Origin of the sequence: Paenibacillus sp. FSL R5-0744 (genome assembly GCF_037972555.1) — a bacterium.
Taxonomy (GTDB): domain Bacteria; phylum Bacillota; class Bacilli; order Paenibacillales; family Paenibacillaceae; genus Paenibacillus_AQ.
The window spans coordinates 6,184,797-6,206,028 of the sequence record NZ_CP150228.1; the positions used below are offsets into that span (position 1 = coordinate 6,184,797).

Genomic DNA, 21,232 nt, shown 5'->3' on the forward strand with positions numbered 1-21,232 from the left:
CCTTAACCTAATCCTGATTTAGTACCGCTTTGCCCTCCTCTGACTGTTACATCAAAAGAGGGCGCGGTCCTTTATAAAATGGAACTCAAAAGCTCCAACGTGATTATTCTATTCCGACTTCTGCGCCTTCTAAATTGAGGCTCAGCTTGTCGCCTGACGTCTCGTCCTCATCGTCCAATTCTCTCATTTCAATTTCCTGCTCGTCACCGCTAAGAATCTTAACATCCATACCCAGGGACTGCAGTTCTTTGATCAATACCTTGAACGACTCAGGAACACCTGGTTCCGGTACATTTTCACCTTTGACAATGGATTCGTACGTCTTCACGCGACCAACCACGTCATCGGATTTTACAGTCAAAATTTCTTGCAATGTATATGCAGCACCGTAAGCTTCAAGCGCCCACACTTCCATCTCCCCGAAACGCTGTCCACCAAACTGAGCTTTACCACCCAGTGGCTGTTGCGTAACTAGTGAGTAAGGTCCTGTTGAACGGGCGTGAATCTTATCATCAACCATGTGCGCCAGTTTGATCATATGCATGACACCGACAGTAACTTCACGTTCGAAGCGTTCACCTGTACGACCATCGTACAATACAGTCTTACCATTACGCTGCATGCCAGCTTCTTCCATCGTATCAAATACGTCGTACTCACGCGCTCCGTCGAATACCGGCGTTGCAATGTGAATTCCCAGACGCAATGCGGCCATACCAATATGGACCTCAAGCACCTGTCCGATGTTCATACGAGAAGGAACGCCTAGAGGGTTAAGAACAACCTGTACCGGCGTACCGTCCGGAAGGAACGGCATATCTTCTTCTGGCAGGATACGAGCAACGACACCCTTGTTACCGTGACGTCCGGCCATTTTGTCACCTTCAGAAATCTTACGTTTCTGAGCGATGTACACACGAACCAATTGATTTACGCCAGGAGGCAGCTCATCGCCGTTCTCACGTGTAAATACTTTAACGTCAACGATAATACCATCACTACCGTGAGGAACGCGTAAAGAGGTATCCCGTACTTCACGAGCCTTCTCACCAAAGATAGCGTGTAGGAGACGCTCTTCTGCAGTCAATTCAGTTACACCCTTAGGAGTAACCTTACCAACTAGAATGTCACCAGCACTGATTTCCGCACCGATGCGGATAATTCCACGCTCATCAAGATTGCGCAGAGCTTCTTCGCCCACGTTTGGAATATCACGTGTGATTTCTTCAGGTCCCAGTTTAGTGTCACGAGCTTCGGATTCGTATTCCTCGATATGAATCGAAGTGTATACATCTTCCTTAACTAGCTTTTCACTTAACAGGATCGCATCCTCGTAGTTGTAACCTTCCCAAGTCATGAACGCAACGACTACGTTACGACCAAGAGCAAGTTCGCCCATTTCTGTAGAAGGACCGTCCGCCAGGATGTCACCCTTCTTAACAATATCCCCTCTTTTAGCTAGAGGACGTTGGTTAATACAGGTACCTTGGTTAGAACGCATAAATTTGTGTAATTTATATTTAACGATATCGCCTTTAACTTCTTTGCCTTCGACAGTTTCAACCCGGCGCAGCCAAATTTCATTAGCTGAAGAGCGTTCGATAATACCGTCATATTTAGAAACAACACATACGCCAGAATCCTTAGCGGATTTATGTTCCATCCCTGTTCCGACGAGCGGAGCTTTAGGAATTAGAAGTGGAACGGCTTGACGCTGCATGTTAGATCCCATCAGAGCGCGGTTGGAGTCATCGTTCTCAAGGAACGGAATGAGCGCCGTAGCGACGGATACGACCTGTTTAGGCGAAACGTCCATGTAATCTACACGATTACTTGGCATTGTTGTAATGTTGTCAGAGTCTTTATTGTAACGAACGATTACCATGTCTTCCTTAAAGGAGCCATCTTCATCGATCAATACGTTAGCCTGAGCAACTACATAATTATCTTCCTCATCAGCAGTCAGATAATCGATTTGTTCAGTTACCTTACCTGTCTTTGGATCTACCCAACGATACGGAGCTTCAATAAAGCCGTATTCGTTGATACGAGCAAAGGTGGACAAGGAGTTGATCAATCCAATGTTCGGACCTTCCGGTGTTTCAATTGGACACATCCGGCCGTAGTGACTGTGATGGACGTCACGAACTTCAAAGCCCGCGCGTTCACGTGTCAAACCACCGGGTCCGAGTGCAGACAGACGACGTTTATGCGTAAGTTCCGCAAGTGGGTTCGTCTGGTCCATAAACTGAGACAGCTGGGAGCTACCGAAGAACTCTTTAATGGACGCGATAACCGGACGAATATTGATCAGAGCTTGAGGCGTAATTGCATTAGCATCCTGAATCGACATTCTTTCACGCACAACGCGCTCCATACGGGACAAACCGATACGGAACTGATTCTGCAGAAGTTCACCCACAGAACGCAGACGACGGTTACCCAGATGGTCAATATCATCGGTATTACCAATTCCGTGAAGCAAATTAATAAAGTAGCTGATCGAGGATATAATATCAGCTTGAGTAATGTGCTTAACAGACTTGTCGATGTTGCCGTTAGCGATCAGCTTAATAACCCGACCTTCTTCAATTGGCGAGAATACGTCAATCGTTTGAAGAGGAATATCTTCGCTGTCCATAACCCCACCAGTAACACGGTAGTTCTTAAAGGCAACATTCTTTTCGAAGTAAGGAATCAATTCATCAAGCAGTCTGCGATCGACCATTTGACCGGACTCAGCCAGGATTTCTCCTGTAGCTTCGTCAACCAAAGGCTGAGCAAGACGTTGATTGAAAAGACGGTTCTTAATGTGTAGCTTTTTATTGATTTTGTAACGGCCTACATTAGCTAGGTCGTAGCGTTTTGGATCAAAGAAACGCGCGACCAGCAAACTTTTGGCATTGTCTAGTGTCGGCGGTTCGCCCGGACGCAAACGCTCATAAATTTCAATAAGCGCCTTCTCCGTGGAGTCCGTGTTGTCTTTATCCAGCGTATTGCGAATATATTCATCATTGCCAAGCAATTCCAGAATTTCGGCATCACTACCGAAACCGAGAGCACGCAAAAGTACGGTAACAGGAATTTTACGAGTCCGATCGATACGAACATACATAATATCCTTAGCGTCGGTCTCAAGTTCCAACCAGGCTCCGCGGTTCGGGATTACTGTGGCGGTGTAGGTTTTTTTGCCGTTCTTATCCACTTTTGTGCTGAAATAGACGCTTGGAGAGCGAACCAACTGGCTGACAATAACCCGTTCCGCACCGTTAATAATAAAAGTGCCGGTCTCCGTCATCAGCGGGAAATCTCCCATGAACACTTCCTGCTCTTTGACCTCACCGGTCTCCTTATTAATGAGCCGCACCTTTACACGCAGAGGAGCCGCATACGTCACGTCCCGCTCTTTAGCGTCGTCAACCGTATATTTTGGTTCACCCAGGCTGTAATCAATGAACTCTAGCACCAAATTACCTGTGAAATCCTGGATCGGCGAGATGTCCTGAAACATTTCCCGCAATCCTTCCTCCAAAAACCAATCATAAGATTTTTGTTGGATCTCGATCAGGTTCGGGACCTCGAGTACCTCGTTAATTCTCGCATAGCTCCGCCGAGTGCGTCGACCATACTGAACAAGATGTCCTGCCAACTTTACTCACCCCTCATGTCTACTCACTTAAAAATTGATTGCGAACCCTTGTTTGGAACCGTATAATGGAACCATACTACAAGGATTCAGTCATAAATAAAAGAAAAGCCCTTATCGAAATCTTCGAAAAAAGAGCGCACTTATCCATGACCAAAATACTCCTTATCCAGTAGATTTGCCCAAAACGTACATATTATACGTCAACAAGCAACAGTTTATGCGCTATTATCTATTACCGCGTAACACTCGCTACGCCAGAGCATAGAGAACCAATTCGCAAAAAACTTGCCGTACGGCTTGCGCTAGCCGGCGACAATATATCGCTTGACATTTTCAGCAAACTAAAGACATGGAGCCTATCTTAATACTGACATTTTATAATAATACCATTATCACTATCACATGTCAATAACCTATTGATTTTTATTTTTGAGCTTTAATAATACGATAACCTTTATCTTTGCCCACTTCTTCTACATTTGAGAACAAGCTTTCAAGTTTAGCTACCGCTGATGGAGCGCCCTGCTTCTTCTGAATGACAATCCACAGAAATCCACCCTCATTTAAATGCTCATAAGCTTCTTCAAAAATCTGATGCACTACAGCTTTTCCTGCACGTATCGGAGGATTGGTAAGAATCACATCGAACTTTTGTTGTTCATTCAATGCGCCGAGCACATCGCTTTCCATTACCGTAACATTCCGGATTCCATTGTGCTGGGCATTTTCACGCGCAAGTTCTACCGCACGACTATTAATATCAATCATCGTAACTTGCCCTTTGGGGGCTAGGTATGCTGCACTTATGCCTATCGGTCCATATCCGCAACCCACATCAAGCACTGCTGAACCGTCCGGAATATCCATAGCTTCAATGAGAACTCGACTACCGTAATCGATGTCTCCTTTAGAGAACACACCCGCATCACTTGTGAAACGAAAGCTTTTGCCTCTTAGAACGGTGTCGATGGTACGTCTGTCATGACGCACTTCCGGTTGCTGCGAATAATAATGTTGCGACATCTCTATCCTCCCTTTCCTTTATGTTAATAGTTTGTATTCACACAACCCTACTAACTCTATCAAGCATAAACGCCTCTGATGTCCTTATAAGGACGGTAAGCGTTCAAGCGAGAAATATAAAGATAAAGTATAATGTGAAACTTATACTTTCTTATATTTTTATAAAATAAACCCCTTGAACAAGTTCAAGGGGTTTTCAGTATAGAAGGAATTACTTCACTTCTACAGCTGCGCCTGCTTCTTCCAATTTTGCTTTAGTAGCTTCGGCTTCGTCTTTGCTTACTTTTTCTTTGATTGCTTTTGGTGCGTTGTCTACAAGGTCTTTAGCTTCTTTCAAGCCAAGGCCTGTGATTTCGCGAACGATTTTGATAACGTTGATTTTGGAAGCGCCAGCGCCTGTCAAAATTACGTCAAATTCGGATTGCTCTTCAGCTACTGCTGCTACCGCACCGCCAGCTGCTACTGGAGCTGCTGCTGTTACGCCGAATTCTTCTTCAATTGCTTTAACCAGGTCGTTCAGTTCCAATACGCTCATGCCTTTAATTGCTTCCAAGATTGCTTCTTTACTCATGATTGAACCTCCATTTATAATTTAAATTTGTTTGTGGTATTGATTTATGCTGCAAGAGTCAAAGGCTTACGCGCTTTGTTCTTCTTTTTCAGCAACAGCTTTAACTGCAAGCGCGAAGTTGCGCATTGGAGCTTGAAGTACGCTAAGCAGCATGGACAGCAAACCATCGCGGGATGGAAGCTCAGCCAGTGCTTTCAATTGGTCCGCGTCGATGACACGTCCTTCTACTACGCCGCCTTTCAATTTCAAAGCGTCGTTTTTCTTGGCGAAATCGTTCAAAATTTTAGCTGGAGCTACTGCATCAGTTGTGCTGAATGCGATAGCTGTTGGACCAGTCAAAACTTCATCCAACTCAGTCAACTCAGCCGCAGCAGTTGCGCGACGTAGCAATGTGTTCTTCAGGACTTGAAACTCAACGCCAGCTTCACGAAGTTGCTTACGCAGTTCAGTCACTTGGGAAACGTTCAATCCACGATAGTCCGCTACAACAGTCGAAAGACTGTTTTGCAGTTTCGCAGTAACAACGTCAACCGCATCCTGTTTTGCTTGAATTACTTTTGCATTTGCCAATGTATACACCTCCTGAAAATTTATGTGTCGGCGTCCTTTCCAAGGAAAGCATCACCGCTCCTACGCAGGCATTAGAAAAGCCTCCGCAGAATCACGAAGGCTTGATAAAACGAAAGTTATACGAGCGAGCTCGTTACTTCTTGTTTCTATCACAACACCTCGGTAGGGAATTAAGCACTAAGGCACCTACTGTCTACGGTAAGCATATTCAAGGTTAAGATTGATACCTTAAGTTTCACAACTGTTATAGATTATCAAAATTGACCCAAAGAGTCAACCCTTATTTATCTGAAGACGGTTGTGTTCACACGAGCGCTAGGACCCATTGTGGAAGAAATCGAGATGCCTTTAAGGTATACACCTTTAGCAGCAGCTGGTTTCGCACGGTTCAAAGCGTCGATAAGAGCTTTAAGGTTATCGTTCAATTGTGCAGCATCAAAGGACACTTTGCCGATTGGCGCGTGAATTTGACCTGCTTTGTCAAGACGATATTCGATTTTACCGGCTTTGATTTCTTGCACAGCCTTGGAAACATCGAATGTAACTGTGCCAGCTTTAGGGTTAGGCATAAGACCTTTACCACCAAGCAGACGACCCAGTTTACCGACTTCACTCATCATATCAGGTGTAGCTACGCAGACATCAAATTCAAACCAGCCTTGTTGAATTTTGTTGATCATGTCTTGATCACCAACAAAATCCGCGCCAGCAGCTTCTGCCTCTTTCGCTTTTTCACCTTTTGCAAATACAAGCACGCGTTGTGTTTTACCAGTGCCGTGAGGCAGGACAACAACACCACGAACTGCTTGGTCTTGTTTACGCGGGTCTACACCCAGACGAACTGCTGCTTCAACGGTTTCGTCGAATTTTGCAGTCGCTGCCTTTTTCACAAGCTCTACAGCTTCTGAAGGCTCGTAAGTTGCTTCGCTGTTGATCAGCTTAGCAGCTTCTTGGTATTTCTTACCATGTTTAGCCATGAAAATGTTCCTCCTTTGTGGTGTTAGCGGAAATTCCTCCCACATACTTGCGGGTCACGAATGACCGATTCTTCGAAAACTACTAGTCTTCGATTGTGATACCCATACTGCGAGCAGTACCTTCAACCATACGCATTGCAGCTTCTACAGATGCAGCGTTAAGGTCTGGCATTTTTGTTTCAGCAATTTCACGAACCGCAGCGCGGCCGATTTTTGCTACTTTTTTCTTGTTTGGTTCGCCGGATCCTTTTTCTACTTTAGCAGCGATGCGAAGCAGAACAGCAGCCGGAGGAGTTTTAGTGATGAACGTAAAGGAACGGTCTTCAAATACTGTAATTTCAACCGGAATGATCAAGCCAGCCTGGTCGGCAGTACGAGCATTAAATTCCTTACAGAATGCCATGATGTTGACACCTGCTTGACCTAACGCCGGACCTACTGGAGGCGCTGGATTCGCTTTCCCTGCAGGAATCTGCAGTTTCACCATTTTAATAACTTTTTTAGCCATGAGTGACACCTCCTTGCAAAAATAGTGGTCTTCGAACGCCATTGGCGCTCTCCCACAAGAAACCCTTAGCTTATGTTATATTTTCTCCACTTGAGTGAAATCCAACTCTAGCGGGGTTTCCCGTCCAAACATGTTCACATGCACTTTGATCTTGCTCTTGTCAGCCAAAATTTCTTCCACGGATCCCACAAAATTCGCAAACGGACCAACCATAATACGTACGGATTCCTTGATTTCGAAATCAATCTTCGCTTTAGGTTCAACCATGCCCATATGCTTCAGAATTTGTTCTACCTCTTCCGGAAGCAAAGCTGTTGGTTTAGACCCTGAGCCTGTCGAACCAACAAATCCAGTAACGCCCGGAGTATTGCGGACAACATACCAGGAATCATCAGTCTGAACCATTTCCACCAAAACATAACCCGGGTAAACTTTACGCATAACGGTTTTTTTCTTACCGTCTTTGTTTACGATTTCTTCTTCCATAGGAACAAGAACGCGGAATATTTTGTCTTCCATGCCCATGGACTCAACGCGCTTTTCCAAATTGGCTTTGACCTTATTCTCATACCCAGAATAGGTATGAACGACATACCATCTTTTTTCCATATCAAGCCACCTGGGACCTCTCTAAATAATCGCTTCAATCACAGCGGAAATACCGATGTCCAGAACCCAGAAGTAAATAGCGACAACTACAATTGTACCGAGAACGATCAATGTATAGTTGGTCAATTCTTTACGACTTGGCCAGCGAACTTTTTTGAGTTCACTCCAGCTCTCAGTGAAAAAGGAAAACATAGACTTGAAACTACGTTTCATGCCGACTACACCTCCACAGACTATCTGGTTTCGCGATGAGGAGTTTGCGAGTTACAATACTTGCAAAATTTCTTCATCTCCATGCGGTCGGGGTGATTTCGCTTGTTTTTGGTAGTCGCATAGTTTCTTTGTTTGCAACTTGTACAAGCCAAAGTGATAATTACCCGCATGATGTGCACCTCCCGAGACGTCCTTCTAACATTACAATTAGAAGACGTAAATATTGATCCTAAAAAAAGCCGCGAATTTAGGCCTACCTAAAACACTTTAGCATAATGTCAAGGTCTGTGTCAACGAAAGAATTCCGTTCTGCACTGGGTAATTTCGGGTGTTATAGTCATATGGCCGTACCCTGTCCTTGGGTCTATCTCTTCCTCACACTTCGCTGTCTTCCTTATCATTATGGGGCATTCCGACTGTGTATAAACCTACCCTCAACGGCAACAACTAAAATCGACTCAAATAGAAATTTATGGTGTTAGCTCCTAATTCTATCTAAGCAATTTCATGAGACTAAAAAAAAGAACTCGATGTACGAGCCCTCTTGTGTTCATTATATCATTAATTGTCACGCACTTCTAGATATCTTTCTAATTTCCGCTTTACTCGTTGTAAAGCGTTATCAATAGATTTCACATGCCGCTTCAGATCTTCAGCAATTTCCTGATAAGATCGTCCGTCTAAATACAACATCAGAACCTTACGCTCTAGGTCACTTAAAATCTCCGCCATCTTATCTTCAAGTCCAATGAATTCTTCTTGATTGATAATTAGCTCTTCTGGATCTAGTACCTGAGTTCCACAAATGACATCCATAAGCGTCCGGTCGGAATCTTCATCATAAATGGGCTTATCCAACGAAACATAAGAATTGAGCGGAATATGCTTCTGACGCGTGGCCGTCTTAATAGCAGTTATAATCTGACGTGTTATGCAGAGCTCAGCAAAAGCCTTGAATGAAGAGAGCTTGTCACCTTTAAAGTCACGAATAGCCTTATATAGACCAATCATTCCTTCTTGAACAATATCTTCACGATCTGCCCCGATCAAGAAATAAGAGCGGGCTTTAGCACGTACAAAATTACGGTATTTATTAATTAAGTGTTCCAATGCGCCACTGTCGCCACCACGGAAAGCCTCGACAATATCTTCATCACTTATGAAATCATACTCGGATAGCATTATTTCCTTGAGGTCGACACTCACCAAGAATCCCCCCGGCTGCAACGCAAGACACATCGTTACTTCGCGAAATATAGGATCAGTATATATTATGTTACCTTACACCGTCAACCGGATTTGTCCAAAAACAATCTGGAATAGCATAAAATGGAATAAAAATATTACCTAAATCTTTCCTCTTGTCACTGCCTACGCCAATTTTCCAGTTTACTCCGCACATCAGGAGGCAGTTTGTCTTCCAAAGAATGACGTGTAGAACTGATACTTCCCGGTTCGATAGCTTTTTTCACTTGTTTCTGGTTCTCTTCAATTTCTAGGTGCAATTCTCTTGCAGAAATCCGCAGTGCACCTTGGGCGAAAATAATATGTTGCTCCACAAAGTCACTTGTTGCAACATAGATCTGCCGACGTCGGTTGCTAAATTCTCCAACCAATCGCTCGATGCATTCATCTGCGGTTTCTTTTTCCTTGGTGAAAAACACCTGGACTTTGCCCTGGACAAATGACCGACCCAATCCTGGAACGCGGTATGCATCAAACACAGCAATAACTCGTCGTCCTGAGTAAGCCTGGTAATCAGCCAGCAAATCCATCAAGCGGTCGCGTGCTTCCTGCATACCAATCTGGGACAGTGCCGCTAGTTCCGGCCAGCCACCGATCATATTATACCCGTCCACAAGCAGCACATCGCGCCAGTCGGCCATAGTTATCCCTGCTGTTGCCGAAGGCGTACCACTTCATACATAATGACTCCTGCGGCGACAGAGGCATTTAATGAATTGATCTTTCCGGCCATCGGCAGCTTAAGTAATACATCACATTTTTCACGAATCAGGCGTCCCATCCCTTTATTCTCATTACCGATTACAACAGCTACCGGTCCTGTGAAAATATTGGATCCAAACAGATTCTGATCTGTATCCACATCCGTACCTACTACCCAGACTCCCTGCTCTTTCAGACGATCAATGGTCTGACCTAGGTTAGTCACCCGCGCAACCGGAACATATTCCACGGCACCCGCCGATGTTTTGGAGACGGTAGCAGTAATCTGAGCCGAACGACGTTTAGGTACGATTACTCCATGCACTCCAGTACAATCTGCTGTCCGCAGAATGGACCCTAGGTTATGAGGATCTTCAATCTCATCCAGCAAAATCAAGAATGCAGGCTCTCCTTTGGCTTCAGCTGCAGCCAGCAGATCATCTACCTCGACATAGGCAAAAGGCGCGGCTTGAGCAACTACCCCCTGATGTTGAACTCCAGGAGCAAGCTGATCCAGCTTACGCTTGTCCACATGCTGAATGACAATCCCCGCTTTACGTGCTTCAGCGACGATTGGTGCGGTCAGATGCTTCTGAGCCGTTTCTGCAATCCATATTTTATTTAATGTACGACCCGCACGAAGCGCCTCAAGCACTGAATGCTTCCCAGCCAATATTTCCTCTTCTGTCTTCAAATCTTCTTCCATGTTCACTTCTCCTATTCTCTATTTCGCAAAAGCTTTATCACGGCTGTTTCAACATAAACTGTATGCCACTGTTCACAATTTCTTGTATTCTCTCCTGTTGACCTGTGTAGTATAAGTAACCTATCAGACACTCAAAAGCAGTAGCATGACGGTATTCAAGCACATCTGCATTCTTAGGAATACTTCCCGATTTAGCATTTCTCCCCTGACGGGCGACATCTTTTTCCTCTTCTGTGAGACTTGGCTCCAAAAATCCAAGAATTGCACTCTGCGCCTTAGCGGATACAAGTCCTGTAGCGGAGCGATGCAGATGGTTTGGGCGCAAATTCGGAAGAGATACTAAATACTGGCGAACTGACACTTCGTAAATGGCATCTCCTACATAGGCAAGCACAATTGGCGAGAGGAGTCGCGCAGGTTTGGAAGGCTCGTAAGGAAACCACCCGTTCTGAAACTTGCGTTCCTCACTCATTTCCGCCGCCACCGCATTCCTTGCGGAGTATCCTCAAGCAATATGCCCAAGCGACCTAATTCATCACGAATCTCATCGGACCGGCTCCAATTCTTATTCTTACGCGCTTCAACCCGCTCCGCGATCAATCGTTCAACTTCTTCACTCGCGATCTCTTCTTCCTCATGCTCAGGTGTCAAACGCAGCACAGCATTCATTTCCCCAAAAGCTTGCAAGAGCGCAGCAAAATCAGCAGGGGCTGCTTCACTATTCGCAAGGGTATGGTTTGCAAGACTCACCCAATCAAACATAGCGGTAATCGCATCAGGGGTATTAAAGTCATCCTGCATTCTAGCATGAAAATTGGCCACAATAGCAGATAACTTATCATTAATCTCTAAGCTGACCTCACCCTGAGCACCTTCAGCAGCAAGTTCAAGACGATGCTTAACGTTACTTTCTGCAAGTGAGATACGTTCTACGCTCTTTTCAGCTGAAGTCATTGAATCCACCGAGAAGTTCAACGGATTACGATAATGGGTCGATAGCATGAAATAACGAATAGTCCCAGCTTTAAATTGCCCACGGATATCTTTCACAAGCCAACCGTTACCCAATGATTTCGACATTTTTTCATCACCGATGTTGATAAATCCATTATGCATCCAATAATTAGAGAGTGGCTTACCCGTCAGAGCTTCTGTCTGAGCGCATTCGCATTCATGATGCGGGAACTGCAAATCTTGTCCACCCCCGTGGATGTCCATCGTATCCCCCAAGAACTCTCTTGCCATGGCCGAGCATTCAATATGCCAGCCCGGGCGTCCATCTCCCCACGGGCTCTGCCAGTACACTTCACCTGGTTTTGCTGCTTTCCACAGCACAAAGTCCTCAGGTTTCTCTTTCCGTGAGTCTACCTCCACGCGAATACCAAACTGTAATTCATCTAGATTCTGACGGGACAGCTTACCATAGTCTTCAAATTTGGAAGTACGGTAGTATACATCGCCACCACTCTCGTAGGCATACCCTTTTTCCTCGAGCTCTTTAATGAATCCAATGATCAGCTCCATGCTTTCTGTTACCCGCGGATTCAATGTTGCCGGTTTTACTCCAAGCCCTTCAAGATCCTCACGATAAGCATTAATAAAAATCTCAGCAACCTCTGCTACTGAAGTGTTCATTTCTTCTGCTTTGCGTATCAGTTTATCATCTACATCTGTGAAGTTCGTAACATACCGTACCTCATTGCCGAGTTGCTCCAAATAATTCCGGACCATATCAAAGACAATAATAGGTCTAGCATTTCCGATATGCATATATCCATAAACGGTTGGACCACATACATACATTTTCACTTTGCCCGACTCTTGGGGCACAAACTGCTCCTTGCTGCGTGTCATTGTGTTGTAAATTTGTAAAGCCATCCTATTCCAACCCTTTCTGTTGTCCCGATTCCTTAAGTACCGGATATGCTTAAATTTCGTAATCACCAATGTACTGCTGAGTTTCGACTAGCCGCTGCGCGGTCTTTTGCTTATCTTCTTCGCCAAGCTTCTCTCTGATCTCTTCGATCTCTTTTTGCAGAAAGCGAAGTGAATCTACAAGCGGGTCTGGCATCTTGGTATGATCCAAGCGATCGGATACACGTTCACCGTTACGTTTTACTACACGGCCCGGATTCCCTACTACTGTACTGTTATTTGGAACTTCACGCAGCACAACCGCATTCGAACCTATATTTGAATTGTCGCCGATACGAAACGATCCTAATACCTTCGCACCAGAACCAATAACTACATTGTTGCCAACTGTGGGATGGCGCTTACCTTTTTCTTTCCCTGTCCCCCCAAGTGTAACACCTTGATAGATAATAACATCATCACCGATTTCACAGGTTTCCCCAATAACAATCCCCATACCATGGTCGATAAACAGCCTATTTCCGATGACAGCTCCGGGATGGATTTCAACACCGGTCATAAATCTACTAAACTGTGAGACCATACGGGCCATTGTATACCAGCGGCGTTTGAAAAAAGAATGGGCAATCCGGTGACCCCAAATGGCGTGCAACCCTGCATACGTGAAGACAACCTCGAACCAGCTGCGGGCAGCGGGATCGTTATCAAATACCGCCCGAATGTCCGACTTAATATGCTTAAACATCACGGTTCCTCTCTTCTTGACTCCCCCATCTCCTGTTTACAGGTACACAAGGAAGGTATTGTCTCCAATCCATCATTCTTATCATACATATGCTGTGGGTGTTTGCTTGGTTTGTTATATTAGAAAAGATACCCTGAAACAAAAAAAGCCCCTGCAGCATAAAGCTGCAGAGACGTTTAACCGCGGTTCCACTCTGCTTGAACGAATCAAACAGACTGCTGTTGTTACCATCGGCAGAGTTCCTTCGTTCCACTTGGCATCATTAACGGCGATGTACCCGGCGCGATCTAACGAGCCTTTAGGATCGTTCAACCGTGCAGCTCACAGGCGCATGTTCTGCCCCGGACAAATGAATAACTCCCAGCCCGAAAGGGTATCCCTTTCTCGGTTATTCTCTCTGGCAATTGCCTTTATGGACGTACTTCTCCTGATCACAGCTATTATCATATGGTTCTATCTTAGCGTAAAAGATAAGGGACTGACAAGAGGCTTAATGATAAGTAATACTACCTTAAGCTCCTTTAATTTGTGATTTCAAACGTTCGATGACACGGTTTTGGCCGAGCAAAGCAATCGTTATATTAAGATCACGTCCGTGCGTTTGTCCGGTCAAAGCCACACGTATCGGCATAAAGAGCGCTTTGCCTTTGTGCCCTGTTTCTTTCTGCACTTCCTTGATCAGTACAGCCATATTACTAGCACTGAAATCCTGACAAGCTTCAACCTTAGCTAGGAAAGCAGACAAGACTTCAGGCACTTGGCTTTCCGCCAGAACCTGCGCCGCTTCTGTTTCTAACTCCAGATGGCTGCGGAAGAATAGTTCAGATAGCTCTACGATATCGGAGGCAGAGTTCATCTGCTCTTGATACAGTGCTACAAGGCTTTCTGCCCATGCCTGCTGCTCATCATTCAGCTCAGCCGGTATTTTCCCCGCTTTTTGCAGATGTGGAATCGCTAATGCCGAGATCCGTTTAGGATCAGCATGCTTAATATAGTGATTATTTAGATGCGCCAGCTTGTGCTTATCGAATACAGCCGGACTTTTGGACAAACGGTCCGCATCAAAAATAGAAATAAGTTCTTCTTTACTGAAGATCTCCTCTTCTCCCTCTGGCGACCAGCCCAGTAGAGAAATGAAGTTAACCAAAGCCTCAGGCAAGTAACCCAATTCATCATATTGCTCAATAAATGTAATTACAGATTGATCCCGCTTGCTAAGCTTCTTATGGTTGTCACCGACAATCAGTGTCATATGACCAAATATTGGGGGTTTCCAACCAAGAGCCTCATAGATCATTAGCTGACGTGGTGTGTTGGAAATATGATCTTCCCCACGTAGTACATGGGTGATAGCCATCAAATAATCATCAACAGCTACCGCAAAGTTATAGGTCGGAATTCCGTCCTTCTTCACGATAACAAAATCACCCATTTCTTTCGTATCAAAAGAAATAGTACCTTTTACGATATCATCGAACGTGTACGTACGATCTTCTGGTACACGGAAGCGAATGCTAGCTACTCGTCCCTCAGCTTCAAAGGCAAGGCGTTGTTCTTCCGTCAAATCACGGTGTTTGCCGGAATAACGAGGGGTTTCTCCACGTGCAGTCTGTTCTTCACGTTCTGCTTCCAGTTCTTCCTCTGTGCAGTAGCAGCGGTAAGCTAAACCTTTGTCCAGCAAATCCTGCCAATATACACGATATAGGTCAAGACGTTCAGTCTGGCGGTAAGGTCCGTACTCTCCGCCAACATCAACACTCTCATCCCAATCCATGCCTAGCCATTTCAAATACTTAAGCTGGCTCTCTTCGCCGCCTGCGACATTGCGCTTCACGTCTGTATCTTCAATTCTGATAATGAATTTACCGCCTTTATTACGGGCGAACAGATAGTTAAACAGCGCCGTTCTGGCGTTACCTATATGTAAATGTCCCGTAGGGCTCGGTGCGTAACGCACCCGGACTTGATCCGTCATTATATTCCCTCCGCTTCATATGGTTAAAACTTAGATTTGCTACTTAGACCATCTCAAGATGATATCACATCTTGGAGTAGACAGACAATAGATTGTGCGGCAATTCCTTCACCACGACCGGCAAAACCAAGCTGTTCAGTAGTCGTAGCTTTAACGTTCACCTTGGACGGGTCCGCGTGAAGCGCACGAGCGATAATCTCCGTCATTTGTGGAATGTATGGCGCCATCTTTGGTTTTTGGGCAATAATCGTTGAATCGATATTTCCAAGCTTATAACCTCGCTCGCTAGCAAGTGCCCACACTTGTTCTAATAATTTCAAGCTATCCGCGTCCTTAAACGCTGGATCTGTGTCCGGAAAATGTCTGCCAATATCACCAAGTCCTAGTGCGCCTAGAATCGCGTCACTTACTGCGTGCAGCAGCACATCGGCATCGGAATGTCCTACTAATCCTTTTTCATAAGGAATTGTAACGCCTCCAATAATACAAGGCCTTCCCTCAACCAGTTGATGTACATCAAACCCTTGTCCTACAGCGATCATGATTGTCCCTCTCCCCTGTTTCTTTCTGTGAATTCTGCAAAATCCAAATCATCTGGCGTCGTAATCTTAATATTTCTGTAGCTTCCCTCTACCACAGAAACCGGAATACCAGCACGCTCTGCCAAGCTGGAATCATCAGTACCTAGAAATCCATCCCGCTCCGCGGCCGCATAGGCATCCAGCAATTCAGAAAGACGAAAAGTCTGCGGGGTTTGAATCGCCCACAGACTTCGCCGATCCGGCGTAGACAGTACTTTGCCTTCGTTATCTACCTGTTTGATCGTATCTTTGACTGGTACAGCAAGAACTGAAGCACCGATCTGCTTCGCTCGCTCATAACATGCCTCAATTTCATTCGGCTGCACAAACGGACGAACACCATCATGTACCATTACCCACTGTGTCGTAAGTTTCAACAATCCTTTATGTACGGAATGCTGACGCTCAGATCCACCAGGTACTATAGCCTTAACCTTGTCCAGCTTATAGAGCTGTATCCATTCCCGGCAGCGCTCAATATCTTCCTTACCGGTTACGAGCACGATTTCAGAAATCAATTCGTGCTGCTGAAATACTTCCAGCGTATGAACGATGATTGGTTTCCCCTGCAGTAACAGATATTGCTTGCTCTCTACAGTCCCCATTCGCGTTCCTCTGCCTGCCGCCACAATGACGACGCCCACACTGTTTGACATTACTCAGGCTCCTGTCTTTCACGTATATTCCCATCATAACGTGTTTGGCGGGCATTTCCAACCCATAGGACATTTGCCGTGTACTTTATCTACGCTTATTGTGCTTTTTCCAAGAGCTTTGGCTTCGCAAATATCATCCGTCCAGCTGAAGTTTGAAGCACACTCGTGACGAGAACCTCCATCGTAGTTCCGATATATTCCCGTCCGCCTTCCACAACGATCATTGTTCCATCGTCTAAATAGGCTACGCCTTGTCCATGCTCTTTTCCATCCTTAATGACCTGAACTACGATTTCCTCACCAGGCAACACTACGGGCTTCACGGCATTCGCAAGATCATTAATATTCAGGACTGAGACTCCTTGTAATTCGCAAACCTTATTCAAGTTAAAGTCATTGGTAACTACTTTACCTCGCAGTACCTTCGCTAACTTCACCAGCTTACTATCCACCTCAGAGATTTCTTCAAAATCTCCCTCGTAGATTAATACCTTCACATCGAGCTCTTTTTGGATTTTATTGAGAATATCAAGTCCCCGCCGTCCGCGATTACGTTTCAGTAGATCGGAAGAATCTGCGATATGTTGGAGCTCCTCAAGTACGAATTCCGGTATGACAATCGTTCCCTCAATAAATCCAGTTTTGCAAATGTCGGCGATCCGACCATCAATAATAACGCTCGTATCGAGGATTTTATGCTCCTCCAGGCCACGACCTTCCGGTTCAGCCGCTTGCCCCCAGCGTCCAGTTGTCCAAAGTGCAGCTAGTTCCTCTTTTTTCTCCAGACCGATCCGCAGCCCCATATATCCAAAAGCTAACGTAACGGGTACCTGCAGCAACTGCCCAGCTTTTCCAAGCCAAATCATAGCAGGATATAACAGAAGAGATAGCAAAAGCCCTCCTGTAAGCCCAGCTGCACCTGCAGCCAATTCATTCATTGGTATACGCGAACAGTACAGAACCGCCTCCCGCAGTTTTGAACCTCCCCATTCCGCGCATAAAGACCCCGCAAACAAAAAAATAATGGCACCCAGCACCGTAAATAAAATGCTTCCCTCTACAGGTAAACTTTCACTCAGCTTTTCCATTCCCTTGGGGAATCCTCTTTCAAGCGCATGGTATAGCGAAAAACCAGACCAAGCACCACATATTAAAGCAAAAGACAATATCACTTTTTTCCACATAACCTAACGCACCTCCTTTTTATTCATCCTTGAATGATCTATACCTCACCAGTATGTTCCAATTTTCAAGACGATAAACTTGGGGTAGCGCTGGAATTGCAAAAAGGCTTTGCCATCCCCTAAGGACGACAAAGCCTCTAGCTATAATTATATTAGTTCAACCTTACTACAAGACTGCTTTAACCGTTCTTCGAGTGATACACTTTATCTTCAGAACGTCTTCTACGACGGTGACGGCGTCTGGCTGTCAATCGATCGATGTTTTGTTTAAAACCATATAACGCGTAAATCCCAAGTAAGACGAAGATTAGCTTAGCAATTTGTTCAGGGAACACAACAGCAACAGCCACGGCAACAACAATGACTACTGGCGCTCCGACAACCACTTTTTTAGGTAATCCAACCTTCTTAAAATTAGGATATTTAACAGTGCTGACCATCAAATATGATAAGAGCAATGTAGCCACGATCATAAATGGAGCAGAAACATCTTTATTAAAAAGAGCTAATGTGGCAAGTACACCACCAGCAGCAGGAATTGGCAATCCGATGAAATAACCAGGAACCCCTGGATGAACATTAAAGCGAGCTAGGCGCAATGCACCAAACACCGGGAAAATTGCAGTTACTGTCCAGGCTAATGCAGAATTTAAATCATGCAGGCTTGAGACGTACATAATAACAGCCGGTGCTACTCCAAAAGAAACGACATCAGACAAAGAGTCCAGTTCCTTACCAAATTCACTCTCACATTTAAGTGCACGAGCAACTCGGCCATCCAATCCGTCTAACAGCATAGCAATAATAACCATGATAGCGGCCATGCTAACTTTACCGTCAAACGCCATCATGATACCAAACATTCCGAGCATCAAGTTACCTATGGTAAAAAGACTCGGAATTGATTTTTGTATCATTTCTTCACCTCAATTTTCTCACATTGGCCTTAAACAGCTCCAATATTACGTGATTGTATGTTATTTACATTTGCCTGTCAATAAGAACTTGCTTCTGTAAACGTTTGAGCCCATCCTGAATATTACGAGCCCGCACCTCCCCAATTCCGTCCACTTCATCCAGTTCAGCTATGCTTGCAGACATCAAATTAGGCAGCATTTCAAACCGCTCCACCAGATTATGAATGATCACATTTGGAAGCCGCGGAATCTTGTTGAGCAGACGATATCCACGCGGAGTAACCACCTCTTCGGAAGAAATTGCCGTAGAAGAGTAGCCCAGCAATCGAGCAATATGGTTGTCATCCATTAGGTCATCATCACTAATACGTTTGAGACCGGCAATAATTTCACGGATTTTATCTTCTTGCTCTTCCTTAGCATAGTCTCTGTATAGGAGCCATGCTTCTTCCTCTGTATTTCCAACCAGTTCTTCCATCTGCATGCTGATTAAGCGTCCTTCATTGCCTAGTTCATTTATATATCGTTTGATCTCCATTTTTATGCGTAGAACCATCTCTACCCGCTGAATCACTCCGACCACTTCAGCTACGGTGACGATTCCCTCATACTCCGAAGCAGACAAATTCGTCAGTCCTTGTGTAAGAACCGCTTTGTACTTTTCGAGGGTCTGAATCGCTTGATTAGCTTTAGCCAAAATAGCTCCGATTTCTTTTAAAGCATACCGAATGGAACCTTGATACAGGGTAATGATATTGCGGCGCTGTGAAATAGAAACAACCAGTTTACCTGTTTGCTTCGCTACGCGCTCGGCGGTCCGGTGACGAATGCCTGTCTCGATAGAAGAGATGGACGAATCCGGAATTAGCTGTGTATTTGCATACAAAATTCGTTTCAAATCCTCACTAAGAATAATGGCACCGTCCATTTTGGCGAGCTCATATAAATAATTGGGTGAAAAATCGCAGTTAATGGAGAATCCTCCATCCACTACCTCCATCACCTCAGGACTATACCCAACGACGATTAGTGCTCCCGTCTTAGCTCGCAGCACATTCTCAAGACCTTCCCGAAAGGGTGTCCCCGGTGCCGCCAGTCTGAGCAGATCATTCATATTCTCTAATTGGTTATATTCTTTCATAATCCCTGTGCCCCCTAATCTAACGCGACCGATAGTGCATCTGCTACGGTACTGACGCCAATAATCTGGATATCTTGCGGGTGCTTCCAGCCCTTCAAACTTTTCTCTGGCATGATCACCCGCCGGAAGCCTAGCTTCGCGGCCTCCTTCACACGCATTTCCGCGCGTGAAACACCTCTTACTTCACCTGTAAGTCCTACTTCACCGAAGAAAACATCGTAAGGTTTTGTTGAAATATCACGAAAGCTGGAAGCGATACTAACAGCTACTGCTAAATCAATCGCCGGTTCATCCAGCTTCACGCCTCCAGCAACATTAAGGTATGCATCCTGATTTTGCAGGAACATGCCCATCCGCTTCTCAAGTACAGCGATAATGAGTGCCATCCGCTGGTGATCCATACCTGTGCACACCCGGCGTGGGGAGGGGAAATGAGTGGCAGCGATAAGAGCCTGAAGCTCAACAAGCACCGGTCTAGTCCCTTCCATACTAGCCACGACTGTAGATCCGGCTACGCCGAGTGGACGCTCCGATAAGAAGAGCTCCGATGGATTTTCTACTTCTGTTAGACCCACTTCACCCATTTCGAAAATGCCGATTTCATTCGTTGAACCGAAGCGGTTCTTTACAGCCCGCAGGAGTCTATACGTATGATGCCGCTCTCCCTCAAAATACAGCACACAATCCACCATATGTTCAAGCATCCGTGGGCCTGCAATAGCGCCTTCCTTGGTGACATGCCCAACGAGAACTGTAGCAATTCCCCGAATCTTAGCGATACGCATAAATCTTGTCGTACATTCCCGAACCTGGGTCACACTGCCTGGCGCACTGGTTACTTCTGGCATAAATACAGTCTGAATCGAATCGATAACAAGAAATTGCGGCTGAATTTGTTCAATCGCTTCTTCTATGCTTTCCATATTCGTCTCACATAGTACATATAGCTCAGCTGACAACGCACCGAGGCGATCCGCACGTAGTTTAGTTTGCCTTACCGATTCTTCGCCCGAAATGTACAGCACTCGCAATCCCTGAGTTGTCAGAGCATGCGACGTCTGTAATAAGAGCGTAGATTTACCGATTCCTGGGTCTCCCCCTACTAGTACCAGCGATCCTGGTACGATCCCCCCACCGAGAACACGGTTAAGCTCACCTATACCTGTCAGTATGCGCGGTTCCTTGTCACTTTCTATACTTATGATCGATTGTGCCTTTTCTTTACTATGAAAAATAGGGGCATTCATTCCCTGTGTTTTGACTACGCTTTCCGTTTCCTCCACCATGGAGTTCCAAGCTTGGCACCCGGGACATTTTCCGAACCATTTTGGCGATTCGTATCCACAATCGGTGCAAAAAAATTTAGTTTTTGGTTTAGCCATTTG

At 45.3% G+C, this 21,232-nt stretch carries 22 protein-coding genes and 1 other annotated feature; all 22 genes read right to left on the reverse strand.

From position 1 onward, the window contains the following. Window positions 1-103: 103 nt before the first annotated feature. Window positions 104-3,649 (reverse strand): DNA-directed RNA polymerase subunit beta, encoded by a 3,546-nt coding sequence (rpoB, locus tag MKY19_RS27535; protein ID WP_339798902.1) that lies wholly within the window; start codon window positions 3,647-3,649, stop codon window positions 104-106. A gap of 423 nt (window positions 3,650-4,072) precedes the next feature. After that, window positions 4,073-4,672 carry a class I SAM-dependent methyltransferase gene (locus tag MKY19_RS27540; protein ID WP_042192184.1) on the reverse strand — a complete coding sequence of 200 codons (600 nt, stop codon included), beginning with the start codon at window positions 4,670-4,672 and terminating at the stop codon, window positions 4,073-4,075. Between the two features lie 211 nt (window positions 4,673-4,883). Next, window positions 4,884-5,243 (reverse strand): 50S ribosomal protein L7/L12, encoded by a 360-nt coding sequence (gene rplL, locus MKY19_RS27545; protein ID WP_036680508.1) that lies wholly within the window; start codon window positions 5,241-5,243, stop codon window positions 4,884-4,886. 66 nt (window positions 5,244-5,309) lie between these two features. Then, window positions 5,310-5,813: a 50S ribosomal protein L10 gene (rplJ, locus tag MKY19_RS27550; protein ID WP_042192187.1), complete on the reverse strand. Its 504-nt coding sequence runs from the start codon at window positions 5,811-5,813 to the stop codon at window positions 5,310-5,312. Between the two features lie 64 nt (window positions 5,814-5,877). Beyond that, window positions 5,878-6,030, reverse strand: a sequence feature (ribosomal protein L10 leader region). A gap of 67 nt (window positions 6,031-6,097) precedes the next feature. After that, complete coding sequence (gene rplA, locus MKY19_RS27555) at window positions 6,098-6,790, reverse strand: 50S ribosomal protein L1 (RefSeq protein ID WP_036680504.1); 693 nt, start codon at window positions 6,788-6,790, stop codon at window positions 6,098-6,100. Between the two features lie 82 nt (window positions 6,791-6,872). Then, the gene (rplK, locus tag MKY19_RS27560) at window positions 6,873-7,298 is read right to left on the reverse strand and encodes a 50S ribosomal protein L11 (RefSeq protein WP_042131235.1); all 426 of its coding nucleotides are present in this window, start codon (window positions 7,296-7,298) and stop codon (window positions 6,873-6,875) included. A 75-nt stretch (window positions 7,299-7,373) separates the two neighbouring features. Next, a complete protein-coding gene (gene nusG, locus MKY19_RS27565; protein ID WP_036680499.1) occupies window positions 7,374-7,907 on the reverse strand; it encodes a transcription termination/antitermination protein NusG in 534 nt (177 codons plus the stop codon). A 21-nt stretch (window positions 7,908-7,928) separates the two neighbouring features. After that, a complete protein-coding gene (secE, locus tag MKY19_RS27570) occupies window positions 7,929-8,120 on the reverse strand; it encodes a preprotein translocase subunit SecE (RefSeq protein ID WP_036680497.1) in 192 nt (63 codons plus the stop codon). Between the two features lie 20 nt (window positions 8,121-8,140). Continuing rightward, window positions 8,141-8,290, reverse strand: coding sequence for a 50S ribosomal protein L33 (gene rpmG / locus MKY19_RS27575; RefSeq protein ID WP_076099620.1), 150 nt, complete (start codon window positions 8,288-8,290; stop codon window positions 8,141-8,143). Window positions 8,291-8,681: 391 nt separating this feature from the next. Further along, entirely contained in the window at window positions 8,682-9,326 is a 645-nt protein-coding gene (sigH, locus tag MKY19_RS27580; protein ID WP_036680496.1) for an RNA polymerase sporulation sigma factor SigH, read from the reverse strand. A gap of 158 nt (window positions 9,327-9,484) precedes the next feature. Beyond that, window positions 9,485-10,006 carry an NYN domain-containing protein gene (locus MKY19_RS27585; protein ID WP_076286854.1) on the reverse strand — a complete coding sequence of 174 codons (522 nt, stop codon included), beginning with the start codon at window positions 10,004-10,006 and terminating at the stop codon, window positions 9,485-9,487. Between the two features lie 2 nt (window positions 10,007-10,008). Next, complete coding sequence (gene rlmB / locus MKY19_RS27590) at window positions 10,009-10,773, reverse strand: 23S rRNA (guanosine(2251)-2'-O)-methyltransferase RlmB (RefSeq protein ID WP_042131237.1); 765 nt, start codon at window positions 10,771-10,773, stop codon at window positions 10,009-10,011. Between the two features lie 37 nt (window positions 10,774-10,810). Beyond that, complete coding sequence (locus MKY19_RS27595) at window positions 10,811-11,245, reverse strand: Mini-ribonuclease 3 (RefSeq protein ID WP_042192194.1); 435 nt, start codon at window positions 11,243-11,245, stop codon at window positions 10,811-10,813. After that, entirely contained in the window at window positions 11,242-12,651 is a 1,410-nt protein-coding gene (gene cysS / locus MKY19_RS27600; RefSeq protein WP_339798907.1) for a cysteine--tRNA ligase, read from the reverse strand. Before cysS ends, MKY19_RS27595 begins: the two co-directional genes overlap by 4 nt. A gap of 49 nt (window positions 12,652-12,700) precedes the next feature. Continuing rightward, window positions 12,701-13,393, reverse strand: coding sequence for a serine O-acetyltransferase (gene cysE, locus MKY19_RS27605; protein ID WP_042192199.1), 693 nt, complete (start codon window positions 13,391-13,393; stop codon window positions 12,701-12,703). A gap of 511 nt (window positions 13,394-13,904) precedes the next feature. Beyond that, on the reverse strand, window positions 13,905-15,368 hold the full coding sequence (gene gltX, locus MKY19_RS27610) for a glutamate--tRNA ligase (RefSeq protein ID WP_339267428.1): 1,464 nt from the start codon (window positions 15,366-15,368) through the stop codon (window positions 13,905-13,907). Window positions 15,369-15,421: 53 nt separating this feature from the next. Next, window positions 15,422-15,910: a 2-C-methyl-D-erythritol 2,4-cyclodiphosphate synthase gene (gene ispF, locus MKY19_RS27615; protein ID WP_042192203.1), complete on the reverse strand. Its 489-nt coding sequence runs from the start codon at window positions 15,908-15,910 to the stop codon at window positions 15,422-15,424. Beyond that, window positions 15,907-16,605 carry a 2-C-methyl-D-erythritol 4-phosphate cytidylyltransferase gene (gene ispD, locus MKY19_RS27620; RefSeq protein ID WP_042192206.1) on the reverse strand — a complete coding sequence of 233 codons (699 nt, stop codon included), beginning with the start codon at window positions 16,603-16,605 and terminating at the stop codon, window positions 15,907-15,909. Before ispD ends, ispF begins: the two co-directional genes overlap by 4 nt. Before the next feature lie 95 nt (window positions 16,606-16,700). Next, window positions 16,701-17,789, reverse strand: a complete 1,089-nt coding sequence (locus MKY19_RS27625) for a PIN/TRAM domain-containing protein (RefSeq protein WP_042131244.1) — start codon at window positions 17,787-17,789, stop codon at window positions 16,701-16,703. A 179-nt stretch (window positions 17,790-17,968) separates the two neighbouring features. Next, window positions 17,969-18,706, reverse strand: coding sequence for a CDP-diacylglycerol--serine O-phosphatidyltransferase (gene pssA / locus MKY19_RS27630; protein ID WP_042192208.1), 738 nt, complete (start codon window positions 18,704-18,706; stop codon window positions 17,969-17,971). A 64-nt stretch (window positions 18,707-18,770) separates the two neighbouring features. Continuing rightward, window positions 18,771-19,847, reverse strand: coding sequence for a DNA integrity scanning diadenylate cyclase DisA (gene disA / locus MKY19_RS27635; protein WP_042131246.1), 1,077 nt, complete (start codon window positions 19,845-19,847; stop codon window positions 18,771-18,773). A 14-nt stretch (window positions 19,848-19,861) separates the two neighbouring features. After that, complete coding sequence (gene radA, locus MKY19_RS27640) at window positions 19,862-21,229, reverse strand: DNA repair protein RadA (protein ID WP_042131247.1); 1,368 nt, start codon at window positions 21,227-21,229, stop codon at window positions 19,862-19,864. Between the last annotated feature and the right edge of the window lie 3 nt (window positions 21,230-21,232).